Consider the following 15,274-nt stretch of genomic DNA (forward strand, 5'->3'; position numbering starts at 1 on the left):
CTTTTCTTTCGATTCCACTCAACACTACAGCACGACCACGTCATTTTCGGTCGTATCGGAGGCGAAGCTTCAAGAGGTAGACAAGAACCGCGCCTCGACCTGGTCCCCCCACCTTGCCAGATACCATTCCATTTCCTGCCGCCCCCCAGCGCGAAACCGAACGATCAGAGAACCATCTTCCAGACGCGCAGTCTGCTGCCTTGGATGAAACATATAACCTGCAGCCTCATCTGCCACGGCTGGCAGAAACCGCCATTCGACGTCCTGCGGTTCTTCGCGCCAGATGCCGAAGCTCTCTGAAAGCCATTCTTGCAGATCGAAAGCAACGGGGCGTTCATAGACATCGGCTTCCAGTGAGATCCGCTCGAACCCTGCGAGAGCAAACAGGCGCAGATCGTCCTGATACTCGCTCCAGGCCAGCAAGTACTGGCGCCCTTGCCCGAACAGCATCGCAATCGGCCCAAGCCTTGCGTTGCGCGAAAGCTTTGCGGTGCTTCGGGCACGGTGATCTGCAGAAATCATCACGCCCGCAAGGATTGCCTCACGCAGGGACGAAAGGATTTCGGGAGCAATCCTTTCGCGAGGTCCGGGTCGAAAGGCTACGCCATCACCCATCAATTGTGCCTCCAGATCAGCGGCCATAAGTCGGCGGCGATCCTCACGAAACATGGCTTGCACCTTGGTCAACAGGTGCTCGAGCGCATCAGCCGTGACCTCATCCCCCTCGCGCCGGGCAATCGCGGCGGCACGGTGGCCGGCGGTCAGTTCATCGAGCGTCGGCTCCACCATCCGCCCCAATGATCCCGGTGGAAAACGCCAGTACTTGCGGCCGCTTTCGCCGGAAAGCTCCTCGATCTGCGGGTAAGCATTGCGCACGGCATCGCGCATGCGTTCTGCCGTGCGTCGGGATACGTCGAACTCTCGTTCGATATCGGCAAGCGATACTCCCTCGGCTGATCCCTGCATCCGCAGCGCCAGTTTCTGCAGATCTTCCTGACGGGCGTAACGCATGGATCCTCCGGGCAATATTCCGCTACCTTTGCGGCGACCCATTGGGCCGTCAACGGCCAAAGCCGATCGGACGTCCCGCCCCCACCTTGGAGGTAGCCTCGCGGGTCAGTTCGCGCAGGATTTCTTGCGGCTCTGCCTCGCCGAGCGCAAGCATCCTGCGGGCCACATTTGCGAAATCTCCGAGAGCAAGTCGTTCGAGTGCGGACAACCCGGCGGGAGGTGGGCACAGAAAATGCGCGGCCCACGCTAGCGGGAGTTGATCGGAAGACAGAAAGTCGAAACGAATACGGAAGGTGAACCGGCGCTGTGTAGCCGGGTCGAGGTTCTCCGCGAAGTTCGTGGTGCAGACAAAGGGCAGCGGGTGGCTTTCCATCCATGTGAGCATTTCATTGACCTGAGAAACCTCCCAGCTGCGTTCGGCGCCGCGCCGGTCAGCCAGCAGGCTGTCCGCCTCGTCAAAAATCAGCATGGCACCATCAGCGCGCGCCTCGGAGAAAGCACGCGCGATGTTCTGCTCGCTCCCGCCGACCCATTTGGACAACAGGTCCGAGGCGCGCTTTTCCATGACCGGCATGCCGATGACCCGGGCCAGATGCCGCGCCCAAGCGCTTTTGCCTGTTCCTGCAGGGCCTTCCAGACAGAAACTGACACGACGAGTCGCATCCAAAGCCGCCATTCGCGCTTCGACACGACCCAAATCGGCGTCAGTGCGAGCAAGGTCATGTCGCCAGGGTATTTCCGCGTGATGCTGCGGCGGGCTGTCCACCCCGCCCTTTGCCAGACGTGCGGCCGCATCGAGCACCTGGGAAACGACTGCTTGCCCACCATCGCACAGCCGCGCCACCCGCATCGCGTCCGACACGAGCGCGGGCGCCTGATTGTGCCGTTCCGCCAGAGCGGGCAGAACTGCTTCCGGAAGGCCTGCTGCATGTCGCGCCTCGAGCCGTTGCCATATCCGAGATCGGACACGGCCCGATGGCGGGCGCATGAGTGCGGAGTAGCTCATCCTCCGCAGAAAGGCAGAATCGCAAGCATCGACGGAGTTGGTGGTCCAGATCACCGGAATTGGGTTCGTTTCCAGCATCCTGTTGAAATGGACCTTCGACGGCGATTCGCGGCTGAAGAAGGCACCTCCTGTACCGAACAGATCTTCCATTTCATCAAAGAGCAGAACGGTGTCCGATCGCTGCCCCAGCATGCGGGATGCCATGCGCAGTTCGGCGAGGCGCTCATGACGCGACGGCGCTCCACCTTCATCGTCAGTTTCTCCGACCGAGCGTAGAACGGCTCCGATCTCGGCCGCCAGAACCTTGGCGAACTCTGTCTTTCCCGTGCCTGGCGGACCGTAGAGAAGGATGTTGATGCCCGATTTTCGGCTGTCCAGCGCGCGGAACAGGAGGTCGCGCATGAGGTCCGCATCGTGCCCCAACCCTTCAAAATCCTGCCATTCAGCTTCGGGGGCAGCCGCACTGGGGAACATCAACGCGATCAGTTCGGCAATGCTGTCTACCTCGGCAAGAAGCGCGAATGTCAATCGCTCGGAAAGGTCAAAAGGCATGCGATGGTTCCGACCGCTGCGGCCGCGCTGCACCAATCCCGAACTTGCCAACCGTCCAGTAAAGCGCATGGCCGCCCGGATCTCGGGCTCGGGCGCCAGGCAGAACCAGGACAACAGAAGCGGTACGGTGACCTCTTTCGTTTCCAAGGCTCCATCGACAACATGTTCGAACCCGTCGAAGAGCTTGTAGAGGGCAACGAAGGTCAGCATCGACGTCTCGACCGGCGACAACCCGAAGTGATCCCCGAGAAGGGTCGCGTTGCGCTGCACGACTTCGCCCTCGCCGCCACCCGCGCCAGGGACGAGATTGCGGGCCAGTTCGCGCACTTTCTCCCACCAGATCGTGCCAGGCCGCGTGCGGGGACGCTCGGGGCAGTCCACCTCGGTCAGGTACTCCAGCCACCCGGGCAGTTCTTTGGCAATGCGGCTTGTAGGGCCGAAACGACTGGCTAACCGGGCGATCAGTTCAAGGGCAAGGTGTTGTTCGTGGCTCATTTCCATCTCCGTCTGTGTGATAGAGATGGCATGGCCATACGTCAGATTTGGACAGAGGTTTATGGCTCTAAACCAAGGTAGTGCATACGCCTACCGAAACGCCCCTCGAAACTGACACTACCGAGAGGCGGGTGACATGTTGGTGGTCAGGCAATCGTCGCGCATCACGCATGGGCTTCCGTCAGAGGAGGATCTCTTGCAAGATGACAGCCAGTCTGCCGCTCGAGAGATTCCTGCAGTCTCGTGGCAAACATCGCGCCGGGCCGCATTTTTCGGACCCGTGCTCATGAGGCACCCGTCCGATATTGACGCATGCCTATGGGAGAACGCGTCAGATGACCACGGGGGCAGGACATGAAAAGCCAATCGAGAACTTCAGGCGAGCGTGAAGCCGTCGGCATTCTGTATTGCCACGGATGGGGCTCGCGCTTTGACCCCTGCAAGGACAAGATCCGCGCCCTGCCAGTTGTCATGTTCGACGGCGGATCCCACCGCTTTGACCACATGGCAGAATTGATCGAAAGCCGACCGGATCTGTTCCACACCCGCTGAATACAAGAAGAGCGAGCGGTCAAATCACCCCATCGCCAGAATCATGTACCGCGTCATCACAGGAGAGCCAAATGGCTGAAGTGCTTGAGACCATCGACGGGATTGCCCGGCGCCTCGGTCGGGACGTGTATTACCTTGCCCTTATCGACGATGACGGTGACTTCAGGGATATCTACACGGATGTTTCTGAAATCACATGTTGGCTGGATGCGAAGCAGATCGGCTGGAGCCTCTGTGCTGGCTTCGACGAAGATAGAGTCTGGATTGAAGGTGGGCCAGGCTGCATCTTCCTCGATATTCACCCCGACCATGGGCCTGAGGCAATGGAAATGGTCGAAGCACATTTCATGAATGCTGAGGGCGAGCCGGCCATTCCAGGCTATGTGCCGGCCATGCTGCGGCTCATGAAGGCGCTCAGCTTTGCCGGCAGGGACGATCCCGACTTCTGAGAGAACTTCTAAGCTTGTCTTTGGGGGCCCTGTTCAGGTGCATTTGGCAACTGGAAATCAGTCGACATTGGTCAGATAGCCCTGGAACGGGCACTATGCATCGTGTCAGTCGGCTTGCGCGCAAACCGGCAAAATGTCAGGAGTGACGGATGACAAGCAAAGTGCGGCGACTGCGCGTGATCGACTACGAAACGACAGGCGTGCCCGAAGACACCGGGGCCGAAGTGATCGAACTGGCCTATGTCGACGTCGATCCCGATGCCTTGACCGTGACGGACAGATGGCAATCATTCGCCAAGCCCATCGGGCCCATACCGCCCCAGGTCAAGGCGGTGCATCACATTCTTGAAGAGGATGTTGCCGGGGCACCTGCGATCCGGGAACTCTGGCCGTTGCTGTTCCAGGGCTGTGCTACGCAGGACATTCTCGTTGCGCACAACGCCGCCTTCGAACAGTATTTCCACAAGGGTGATGGGCGGGCTTGGATCGACACCTACAAATGTGCCTTGGTGGTCTGGCCGGACGCTCCCGCTCACGGCAACCAGGTCCTCCGCTATTGGTTGAATCTTGACCATGCCACAGGGTTTGACCGCGCCGCCGCCATGCCACCGAATCGTGCCTTGCCGGACGCCTACGTCACGGCCCATGTCTTGATCCGGCTTTTGCAGGAAAGCACGATCGATGACATGCTGCGTGTTTCGGCAGCACCCGCGCTGTTGCGACGGATCGGGTTTGGCAAGCACAAGGGGATCCTATTCTCAGAGGCCCCGGAAGATTACTTGCGCTGGATCGTGGAAAAGGCGGAGTTCGACACGGATGTCACCTCCACAGCTCGTTATTGGTTGGACCGTGGCAATAGCTGAAACATACACCACTCTTACTCTTTGCTGATTGACCAGGACGTTCCGCATAGGGTTTCAACCAACAAAAGAGAACCTGTGCGCCAGACAGCCCTTCGCAATTGCATTGAAGGGTCAACGTACCTCATATTGCTGCAGTCGCACGACCAATGTGGTTTCATGATACGCCTACTTCTCCCAGCGCTCGCCGCGACAACATTTGCTGGAGTTTCGCTTTCCTTCTGGCGCCTCTCCTACGGGTACACCGACTGGGCAGTCCTCAGTCTGATCCCACTAGCCATGACGATTTTCATGGGCGTTTGGCCTCTGAATCTGGAGCCCTGGACGGTCCGATTGACGTTGGTTCTACGACAGAACTCTCCTCTCAAATCCTTCCTCACTGGTCGGTTACGAGCGACAGCGCTCTCAGCGATTTTCGTGGTTGTCGCAGTTACTCTTCTAGCTTGGCAGTCGCTGGACGCAACGGCATCAGAGGCCGGGATAATGCTCGCGGCATTCTTGGTTTCGGGATGCATCTTTTCCTTTGGGAAAAGCCTTGTGATGCGCCATCTCAAACAGCCGTTTGCCCAAGTCTACTCGACTTCACTGTTCACGTGGCTGATTGCAGTACCGTTCACTTTTCTCATTGCAGCCTATACTTGGACATGGAGCAGCCAGCCCGGCTCCATGCTTGATGCAAGCTTGCCGGAGGCTCTGCAGATCGGCCTTTCGAATCTGCCCGAAAGAGGGGGGTGGATAAGCACGGTACTGTCCCTTCCGTATGGCTATGAGGCCGCCAAGCTTTGGGTAGTGATTCAGCTCCGTGACTATCATGTGGCGGGCTTTTTTTTCAGCTTGGACACGGCACTTTTCTCATTTGTGCTATGCCGGACGGCGATCATCGTCACCCAGTTCTTCGAAGCACACATAGTCAAGGTGCGAGAATGAAACCTCCGCAAGATACGACACCGCCCAAAGAGGAAGCTCCTGAGCTCACTGAAGCAACTAATTCAATCACATTGCCCCCTGAGAAGACCGGCGCGCCAAATCTGGCGCGTTGGTTTTGGGGAAGCATAGTGATTATGGCGACATTGACCATCTTTCTAACTGTGGTGGCAGCGTTGCGTCTGGGAAACGAAGGCGGAGCCGAGGCCCCGGCGACAGGTGCGGGGATCGGTTCTGCAATTGTGCCCAGCGAGCAGAGTGCAGTAGAGCTGTCGGAATGGCTCAGCAACGCAAGAGAGGTCGCACTCGAAGCCGTCAAGCGCCAAATCGATCCTCTACTGAATGACGCATACAAACCCGCTTACAATGCAATACCGCAGTATGCAGATTTCCATTTTTCGGTCGTGGGTGAGTACACTGAACTCAGCGCTGCAGCGTTCGGCGATTTCAGCGGCAACCTGGAAGAAATACTCTTTGGGGGCATCGATGAGCGCCTGCACAACGTCGGCATTGAGCTCGACAACATATTCAACTCTGCATTTAGCGCGGCGTTGAATACATCTGTCGAGGCCCCCGGGTTAACAGAGTCCGGCCTAGGTTCGGTGACGAGGCAAGCTTTGCAAGACGCCCAAGAGCGTATGCTCGTTACAGTTCCAGTAAGCACAGCTGCCGCAGTTGGCACAGCAGCATCACTGAAGGTCGCCGCAACGGCAATTGCAAAAAAAATCGCTGCCAAGCTGGCCATCAAGGCAGCTGCAAAGACTGGTGGAAAATGGGCGGTGGCAGTAACCGGAGCTGGTACGGGGGCTGCAATTTGCTCTCCGACAGGACCTGGTGCAGGATTCTGCGCGGCACTTGGTGGCGTCGGCGCATGGTTCTTGGCAGACAGCGCAATTGTGAGAATTGACGAGTACTGGACCCGAGACGAGTTTGAAGCAGATCTTCGCAAGATGATTGACGACCAGAAGTCAGCGCATAGAGCGGCATTGGAAGGAGCACTGACGGCCCGCGCTGTCGCAGTTCACAAATTGACCAGCGAGATCGTACAGCAGCACGACTTCACGCTGCGGCAGCTTTCGGGGATCGGAAATGCAGAAATGTGCGAAATCGCTGCAGACTTGGCAGCAAGGTATGAACTGATGCGCGTGAATCTGAGCGCACGCACGCCAGGCAAGTTGGCATCGATCCAGTCTGCTGTTTCCGCGAACTCCGAAAGCCTAACGCTTGGGCCAATAGTGCGCGAGATAGAGAAAAATCTTGAGGGCGCGGCGCTTGTTACTGTCTCTGCAGCCCGCATCGAAGGCAACTTTCCGCTGGACTTTCGCTCAGACGGGGACATTTCCGGCACTCTCTTTGTTGGTGTGGCAGCAATAGACTTCGCCAATCAGCAGGCATTGGAGTTAGTTGGATTCAAAGTGAATATGGAACCCAGCACACAAGTTTCAAAAGACAGTCCGCTGAGTATTTCCTTCAAGATAAAGCAACACGGAAGTATATGGAATCTATGGAGTGATCAATTCTTCGGCGGCGCTGTTGTCGTGCAGATATTGGATGCCATCGGAACATCGGGTGGCCTGGAACACGAAATCACACTTCCTTTGCCGATCGAACACGATCAAGGCGCTGAGAGTATCGAGGACGTAGAAGCAGTTCGGCGCGAACAGGCGGGCCAAACAACGGTCGATCTTACGCTACGGTTCAGGGCCGAACCCTTGGCCGAACTACAAAAGTTGCGGGGTTGCCAGTAGACACGATCTTCAGGTTTGCCACTCTTCCTCAGTCAACTACGATTTCGCGCTTTTGACTATTGGTAACTGGCTCCCATGGACTCCGTCACATGGACCGGTGAGCCAACTTGTACTTCTGTCCCCGCCGATCAACGATACGCGCCGTCACGAGGCGCATGCTGGCATTGAGTGGAACCCATGCTGCCGCGGTTCCGTTCAACTCCAGCTCTGAAGCGACGGCAGCGAACAGCTTCGACCCGTAAGGGTATCTTGGGGTTCCGTGGAGCAACGACTTCGGCATCAGTTTCGCAACTATCCTTTCGATGGCCGAGTTCGCCAGGAGATCCTCTTCGCCATCCCGCTGTGCCTTTCGGATGTCCTCGACAAGTTTGGCCAAAAGGATGCTCTCGCCGACGATATTAAACAGTGTAACCCCAAGTGTTGGAAAGCTGAGCACGTTCATCTTTACGACGCTTATGAGCTGGTCCGCTCCCAGCCTCGTGGCATTGACGTCATAGTGCGGACGATTGCAGACTGAACTGAGCTATCCATGCGGCAGTCCATTAAGTTGGTGTGTGAGCGTGCAGCCCTAAGGTCTGCCGCCAACACTCAAACTCCAGTTTATCGGATGCGGCACATCTTCAGCAAGCTGCCGCGTCGTAGGGGTAAGCGTCGCGTCTGACGGCTAGCTGTATCCCGCATGACGGCGGGCGCAATTGTGCACCCGACGGGCGCTTGCCACTACCGGTCATTGAAAAACCGGTGCCGCTTCTTCGATGCCAACGAGGATCCGGTTCCACACGCGGTCAACCAGAGCCTTTCCATTGGAAATGTCGAAGCTCGCAGTTTCCAACACCGTCTCCTGACCCGTCACCCGGAACCGCGCGCGGATCCCTTCCTCGTCGCCAAGAGCCGCATGGTGCGGATAGAGCAGCGTCAAGCGTGGTGCCTTGTAGATGTGCGCATAAGCCATCATCTGGTAGACATCTGCCTGGGAAACGCCCTGTTTCGGATCGTCGATCCGGGCGGAAATCCTCTTCCATTTCGTATCGATCACATGGACAACCTGACCAGCGCGCCAGATCAGAATGTCGGGTTTGGTCTGGAACACTTCCCGTTCGTCATCAAGCGATGTCAGGCAGAATAGGCGGCCACCCTGCAGTGTCACGCGGAATTCGGACCCTGCCACCGCCCTTGAGACGAGACGGCCGATATATTCCTCGAACAGGGCATTCATCTCGAACAGCAACGCCGATCCCTGCCCCGATCCGGCGCTGGTCGTTTGGTATCGGTTGCGCAGGAACAGCTGCGCCATTCCGAACAGTTCCTGCCAAGAGCGATTGGTGCGATCGATGACGACATCTACCCAACGCAGCGCCGGGATCGAAACCTCTGCGACATCGGCATAGACGAAGGCCAGTTCCCTCAGGCGCTGAACATTCGTCGCGTTGCGCGACATCCGCGCAAGATGCCCGATGGTCGCTTTCATGATCCTGTTAAGGGAGATGTCCTCGGACAACTCGTCAAAGCGGCATGCCAAGCGACCGGGATTTGCGATGTGGCGGGTGAATTGTCGCGGGATATCCAGCGATCCGCGCAAGGTCGGCAGGTCGCCCTCATGACGGGAATAGCGCCGTGGCATGCCCCGGCGGACTGCCTCGGTCAGCTTGTCACAAAAGATGCGGATCAGGATTTCCAGAAGTGTTTCACGCTGCCAGTCGAGCTCGGTCATGCGTCCGGTCTCGATCTTCAGGTCAAGAGCCACCGCGAGCATGTGGACAAGGCGCTTGCGAATTTCGCGCGTCTCTTGTCGCGAGCCTTCCTTTTCGCCGACGTCGATCTTCGGCAAGATTTCCAGCGTGCAGCCGGGCACCGCCATAACGCCAATCACCCCTCGCGCCCGCAGGTCATGGCGACGGTGTTCTAACACCCCCCCGCCACCACGCCCCGCGAAAATAGACGCGTTTGCAAATGACGCCAGCCTTCCAGCCAAAGGCTCTGGGATGCACCCCGGCCCTTCGCCATAAGGCAAACTCTTCCATTCTTGGAGGAAGTAGGGCTGCATCAGTCTTTAAACTCAGAGAAGTCGAACTGATCCTTCACGCGCCAGCGCAGCCGCTCACCGGTTAAATCGTCGCCAGTGATGACAGATTTTTTCCATGGGATGGCTTCCAGAAATCGCGCAGCTTTCGCATTGGGTGAATCACCTAGAACAGCGGCCACCTTTGCCCAATCCTCGTAAAAATACTCCGCCAACAGCGGAATGACCTTGTGCCGCATGACGTCCTCGACGGCCTCGGGCGATGTGCAACCAGTGAAATAGGCGTGCCCGATCTGGTGTTCACGGTCGAACAGGTACTCGATGCGTTCGTTGATCGTGGCCAGCAGCTTCTGCAGGTTGATCCCGCCGATATTCGGGGACAGGAAAGAGGGGTCCGGCATCAGTTCCTTGAAGGTGAAGCGGCGGCGCAGGGCGGTATCCAAAAGCGCAATCGAGCGGTCGGCCGTATTCATGGTGCCAATGATGTGCAGGTTGGGCGGCACTCCGAAGCGCTTCTTCGAGTAGGGCAAGGTCAGCTGGATTTCGTCCCGACGCCCGAGGCGCTTGTCTGGTTCCAGCAGAGTGATCAGTTCGCCAAATACCTTAGAGATGTTGGCGCGGTTGATCTCGTCGATGATCAGGACATGGTCACGGGCAGAGTTGTCAGCCACCGCCGCACGTTTGCCAAATACTACCTCCTCCAGTGCGTCCCAGTCGATGAGGGACTGGTTCAGCTTGTAGACGGAATGCCGCCTGAACGCGTTCGGATAAAATCGGCCGCGATCGGTCCCGACCTCGTCGCGCCAAATCCAATCGACGGTTCTTCTATGGGGATGAAATTCCGCGTCCCCGTCGTAGTAGTAATCGCCAGTGATCTTGCCAAATGCCTTGATGCGATCACGCCCGTCAGACACCACAACGTAGTCACCAATTTGCATGTCCGATCTGAACGAGTAGGTGACGACGATATTGCCGTCATGCCCTGTCGCCTCGGCGTCCTTGTGCGACCGCCACTCATTGAAAATCTGGTTGAAGTCGTCGAACCTCTCGTCGGACCAATCAATATCCCCACCCCAGCCAACGTGGATCAGCCCATTATCCAAACCAAAGCGTATCCGGTACTCTTCCACCTGGCGTCGACCTAGTGCGACTTTGAACACGCGTGCGTTCCGGTCCAGCCGTGAAACAGTCCCGGCCTGAGAACTGTCGAGGCGCGCACGTTCGCTGATCCGCTTGAACACCCCCTCGGTCGGCTTCAAACGAAAGCCCACTCCAGCGCCGAGTTCTTCAGGTCCTTCCCTCGCATCATCTCCCGTGCTTGGTTGAAGCCCTTCAACGAATTCCTCGTATGACATGGATTGGTGGAAGGTGACGAACTCGATCCGCTCTTCCTTCATCAGGCTTTGGTACTCGGCCATCAGCTGTTTCCGGTGCTCCTCGCCAATCAGCTTGTCAGCAACTTCTTCGCCCAGACAAAGGCGAACCGCCTCCCAAGCCGTCTGGTAGGTCTTTCCGGTGCCAGGAGGTCCATAGAGGATCAGGTTGGTCGTCGCTGTCTGAACGGCGTGCGGCATGATCCCATCCTTTGCAGCTCCGTCCCGCGCCAGGACAAAGGTATACTCGGTCGTCGTACTGCGCTCCGGCCCGGAACGTGTGGGTTCCGGGACCGTGGCGAACTTCTGGAACATCTCACCTTCAAGCGCCTGGCAGACATTTGCCCAGTTCCGAACCAGGCCACACATGTCATGCAGATCACCGGCGCGGATCGTCACCGACGGCACCCCGGCTTCGCGGGCAGGTTCGATGAAATAATTGAGGGCAACGAGGCGCGCGCGCTCTGCCCCGCGCATCAGGTGGGTGTACTGTTCCGGCAACGGCAAAGGCTCGTCGTTCTGATCGACGATGATGTAACCTGCAGCATGCAGGCGTGCCGCCGCATCGTGCGGCTGGCTCCACCCTCCCGTGAGTGCATTTGCAGGCTTGCCGAGGAGGAACCCGACGATTGGCTTGGTCGGAAAGCGCTTATCCATGCGCGGCTTGCTGGATCGCACCCAATACTTGGATGGCTCTTCAAACCCTGAAAACACATCTGCATAGGCACCGGATGCGCGGAATTGATCAAGGGCATCCATAGCAGCTTCGATCTTGTCGCGACTGAAGGGGCCATCGCGACCGTTCGCCCCCTTGCGAAGGACGCGGTACCCCAGAGCTTCCAGCCTTGCGAACGATTGCGCCTCGCTGAAGCCGTTGAAGAACTCCTTGGCCGAAAGAGTGCGGCCTTGGGGAAGATGGCCCAAGGCCGCCGCGACGATGGCCTTGGCCGGGTAGGATTTGTCCTTGCCCTCATCGGTTACCCACACCTGCGGGCTGGCAAAACCACTGCGCGCAAGGAAAGCCTTCAGCCCCAGCTGATCGCACTCCTGCATCGCGGCATCGACTTCCTTGCGGGTGAGGCGGTCCAGCACGGCTTGGTGTTCTGCCTTGTCAGGCACATTTGTCTGTTCGGTCAGGAATGAGTGATAGAGCTTCAGCGATTGCTGGAGGCTGGCGAGGCCGGTGCGCAAGACACCATCAATGGGCACCGGCGACGGGTTTGGGCGTTCGGCGCGCTCGTCCTCTGCCGTATAGGCAAATCGGTTCAGGATACTGTCCCGATCCTCTTGCACGAACAACTCGTCCAGATCGCCCAAGTACTGCTCAACACGCTTGGCGCTGCTCACCCGAGAGGACGCGGTCGCGTCGGTATGTCCTTGTGAAACCAGCCACTTCCGAAAATCGTCCTGCTTCATCGCCGTGCCCGTTCATTTTCCTGAGAGGTGCTGTTCCGAGGTCAGGAAGCCGGGGGCAATATCCTTGATCGTCAATCACCGTCTAGAGATCCACGACTGGATGATGGCGGGAACTGGAATAGGGCGCAACTGCGAGTTGCCCGCCGCTGCTGTCGAGTGCCCTCTTGTGCGTGCTGGTGCGGTTCTTCTGTGGCGGTGTTGATGTGGCGTTGATGTGGAATGGGGAACGCATAAAGCGCCCCTTGGGGGCGCTGTTCAAGTATTTGATATGTTTTGTAAATTTGGTTGCGGGGACAGGATTTGAACCTGTGACCTTCAGGTTATGAGCCTGACGAGCTACCGGGCTGCTCCACCCCGCGACGTTTTCTTGCAGGTGGTCCGCTGCAGCCCGGTGTTCTTGGCATTTTGTCTGCCCTTGAAGGCGGTGCCTTTTTCCGGGCTGACGGGGCTGCTGGACCCCTCGACTGTATCCCGAGGGCATTGTTGCGATCGGGGGGTAGGGTGATATCGTATGGAGAGAGGATGGTCTCTTTTCAGGACTGGCGGTGACCTACTCTCCCACGTCTTGAGACGCAGTACCATTGGCGCGACGGCACTTAACGGCCGAGTTCGGGATGGGATCGGGTGTTTTGCTCGTGCTATGGCCACCAGTCCGGGGAAGAGACCAGGGACCGTTGTTTTCGGTCCCTGACATCAGTGATTGTTCCAAGTCTGTGTTTGCTTTTGACGATCCGCAGAGGCTTATTGCCTTGCTGTTACCGGATCAGATCAAGCCTATCGGGCAATTAGTACCAGTCAGCTGAATGCATTGCTGCACTTACACCTCTGGCCTATCGACGTGGTGGTCTTCCACGGCCCTCAAGGGAGACCTTGTTTTGAAGGGGGCTTCCCGCTTAGATGCCTTCAGCGGTTATCCTGTCCGAACATAGCTACCCAGCACTACCGTTGGCACGATAACTGGTCCACCAGTGGTTCGTTCACCCCGGTCCTCTCGTACTAGGGGCAACTCTTCTCAAGTCTCCTACACCCACGGCAGATAGGGACCGAACTGTCTCACGACGTTCTAAACCCAGCTCACGTACCTCTTTAAATGGCGAACAGCCATACCCTTGGGACCTGCTCCAGCCCCAGGATGAGATGAGCCGACATCGAGGTGCCAAACGATGCCGTCGATATGGACTCTTGGGCATCATCAGCCTGTTATCCCCAGCGTACCTTTTATCCGTTGAGCGATGGCCCTCCCACTTGGGACCACCGGATCACTATGACCGACTTTCGTCTCTGCTCGTCTTGTCAGACTTGCAGTCAGGCAGGCTTCTGCCATTGCACTCAACGACCGATTTCCGACCGGTCTGAGCCTACCTTCGCGCGCCTCCGTTACTGTTTGGGAGGCGACCGCCCCAGTCAAACTCCCCACCATGCAGGGTCCCGGACCCGGATAACGGGCCGCGGTTAGACATCAAGAGTGCGAAGGGTGGTATCTCAAGGGAGGCTCCACGAAGACTGGCGTCCCCGCTTCAATGCCTACCACCTATCCTGCACATCACAATCCTGATGCCAGTGCAAAGCTGGAGTAAAGGTGCATGGGGTCTTTCCGTCTAACCGCGGGTAGTGTGCATCTTGACACACAGTTCAATTTCGCTGAGTCCACGTTAGAGACAGCGGGGAGATCGTTACGCCATTCGTGCAGGTCGGAACTTACCCGACAAGGAATTTCGCTACCTTAGGACCGTTATAGTTACGGCCGCCGTTTACTGGGGCTTCAATTCAGAGCTTGCACCCCTCCTTTTAACCTTCCAGCACCGGGCAGGCGTCAGACTGTATACGTCGCCTTACGGCTTCGCACAGCCCTGTGTTTTAAGTAAACAGTCGCCACCCCCTAGTTTGTGCCCCCCACCAACAGTTGCCTGCCGATGGGGCCTCCTTCTCGCGAACTTACGGAGGCATTTTGCCGAGTTCCTTTAACGTGGTTCTCTCAAGCGCCTTGGTATACTCTACCAGTCCACCTGTGTCGGTTTAGGGTACGGTCTGATGTGGGGCTATTTCCAGGAACCTCTAAGCAGCCCACCCAATCCGATAAGGGCAGACAACCGTCGAGATCCGTCACATCCCACTGGCCAGGGAATATTAACCCTGTTCCCATCGACTACGCCTTTCGGCCTCGCCTTAGGGGCCGGCTTACCCTGCTCAGATTAGCTTTAAGCAGGAACCCTTGGACTTTCGGCGAGAGGGTCTCTCACCCTCTTTGTCGCTACTCATGTCAACATTCTCGCTTCTGATCTCTCCACCGGATGCCTTACAGCCCGGCTTCGCAGAAAGCTCTCCATGTCCGTCCTCGCCTTGCGGCAAGTAAGACATGATGAGCTATATCACAGAACGCTCCGCTACCACGCACATCGCTGTGCATCCTGAGCTTCGGCTCGTGGCTTGAGCCCCGTTACATCTTCGCCGCAGGACAGCTTATCTAGACCAGTGAGCTGTTACGCTATCTTTAAATGATGGCTGCTTCTAAGCCAACATCCTGGTTGTTTTGGCCGTCCCACATGCTTTCCCACTTAGCCACGAATTAGGGGCCTTAGCTGCAGGTCAGGGTTGTTTCCCTCTTCACGACGGACGTTAGCACCCGCCGTGTGTCTCCCGGATAGTACTCCACGGTATTCGGAGTTTGCTTAGACTCAGTAAGGCTGTGGGCCCCCATCATCCATGCAGTGCTCTACCCCCGTGGGTATTCGTCCGAGGCGCTACCTAAATAGCTTTCGCGGAGAACCAGCTATCTCCAGGTTTGATTAGCCTTTCACCCCTAGCCACAAGTCATCCAGACCCTTTTCAACGGGTGTTGGTTCGGACCTCCAGCAAGTGTTACCTTGC

10 protein-coding genes, 1 tRNA gene and 2 rRNA genes (1 of these 13 running past the window's edge) are annotated in these 15,274 nt (G+C 57.5%); 5 read left to right on the plus strand and 8 right to left on the minus strand.

Translation table 11 applies throughout. The annotated features are described in order from the left end of the window. Window positions 1-69 precede the first annotated feature (69 nt). Both EI545_RS05430 and EI545_RS05435 read right to left on the minus strand, forming a co-directional pair. Window positions 70-1,071, minus strand: a complete 1,002-nt coding sequence (locus tag EI545_RS05430) for a helix-turn-helix transcriptional regulator (RefSeq protein WP_125324530.1) — start codon at window positions 1,069-1,071, stop codon at window positions 70-72. Next, window positions 1,061-3,064 carry an AAA family ATPase gene (locus EI545_RS05435; protein WP_164517225.1) on the minus strand — a complete coding sequence of 668 codons (2,004 nt, stop codon included), beginning with the start codon at window positions 3,062-3,064 and terminating at the stop codon, window positions 1,061-1,063. The genes EI545_RS05430 and EI545_RS05435 overlap by 11 nt, the downstream gene beginning before the upstream one ends. A gap of 354 nt (window positions 3,065-3,418) precedes the next feature. Here EI545_RS05435 and EI545_RS05440 point away from each other — a divergent pair, with 354 nt between their 5' ends. From EI545_RS05440 to EI545_RS05460, 5 genes are all read left to right on the plus strand, one after another. Continuing rightward, window positions 3,419-3,616, plus strand: coding sequence for a hypothetical protein (locus tag EI545_RS05440; RefSeq protein WP_125324532.1), 198 nt, complete (start codon window positions 3,419-3,421; stop codon window positions 3,614-3,616). Window positions 3,617-3,687: 71 nt separating this feature from the next. Next, entirely contained in the window at window positions 3,688-4,065 is a 378-nt protein-coding gene (locus EI545_RS05445) for a hypothetical protein (protein ID WP_125324533.1), read from the plus strand. A gap of 149 nt (window positions 4,066-4,214) precedes the next feature. Continuing rightward, window positions 4,215-4,928, plus strand: coding sequence for an exonuclease domain-containing protein (locus EI545_RS05450; RefSeq protein ID WP_125324534.1), 714 nt, complete (start codon window positions 4,215-4,217; stop codon window positions 4,926-4,928). Between the two features lie 276 nt (window positions 4,929-5,204). Continuing rightward, on the plus strand, window positions 5,205-5,852 hold the full coding sequence (locus tag EI545_RS05455; RefSeq protein ID WP_125324535.1) for a hypothetical protein: 648 nt from the start codon (window positions 5,205-5,207) through the stop codon (window positions 5,850-5,852). Further along, window positions 5,849-7,597 carry a hypothetical protein gene (locus EI545_RS05460; RefSeq protein ID WP_125324536.1) on the plus strand — a complete coding sequence of 583 codons (1,749 nt, stop codon included), beginning with the start codon at window positions 5,849-5,851 and terminating at the stop codon, window positions 7,595-7,597. Before EI545_RS05455 ends, EI545_RS05460 begins: the two co-directional genes overlap by 4 nt. A gap of 85 nt (window positions 7,598-7,682) precedes the next feature. Here the strand turns inward: EI545_RS05460 and EI545_RS05465 are convergent, their stop codons facing one another. From EI545_RS05465 to EI545_RS05490, 6 genes are all read right to left on the minus strand, one after another. After that, window positions 7,683-8,039: a hypothetical protein gene (locus EI545_RS05465; protein WP_125324537.1), complete on the minus strand. Its 357-nt coding sequence runs from the start codon at window positions 8,037-8,039 to the stop codon at window positions 7,683-7,685. 285 nt (window positions 8,040-8,324) lie between these two features. Next, window positions 8,325-9,641 (minus strand): McrC family protein, encoded by a 1,317-nt coding sequence (locus tag EI545_RS05470; protein ID WP_125324538.1) that lies wholly within the window; start codon window positions 9,639-9,641, stop codon window positions 8,325-8,327. After that, window positions 9,641-12,406: a ScoMcrA-related endonuclease gene (locus tag EI545_RS05475; protein WP_216842497.1), complete on the minus strand. Its 2,766-nt coding sequence runs from the start codon at window positions 12,404-12,406 to the stop codon at window positions 9,641-9,643. Before EI545_RS05475 ends, EI545_RS05470 begins: the two co-directional genes overlap by 1 nt. A 282-nt stretch (window positions 12,407-12,688) precedes the next feature. Next, window positions 12,689-12,765: transfer RNA gene (locus EI545_RS05480), tRNA-Met, on the minus strand. Window positions 12,766-12,943: 178 nt separating this feature from the next. After that, a 5S ribosomal RNA gene (gene rrf, locus EI545_RS05485) occupies window positions 12,944-13,058 on the minus strand. A gap of 112 nt (window positions 13,059-13,170) precedes the next feature. Beyond that, window positions 13,171-15,274: ribosomal RNA gene (locus tag EI545_RS05490) — 23S ribosomal RNA — on the minus strand (it continues 729 nt past the right edge of the window).

Source organism: Tabrizicola piscis, assembly GCF_003940805.1.
In the GTDB taxonomy this organism is placed as follows: Bacteria; Pseudomonadota; Alphaproteobacteria; order Rhodobacterales; family Rhodobacteraceae; genus Tabrizicola; species Tabrizicola piscis.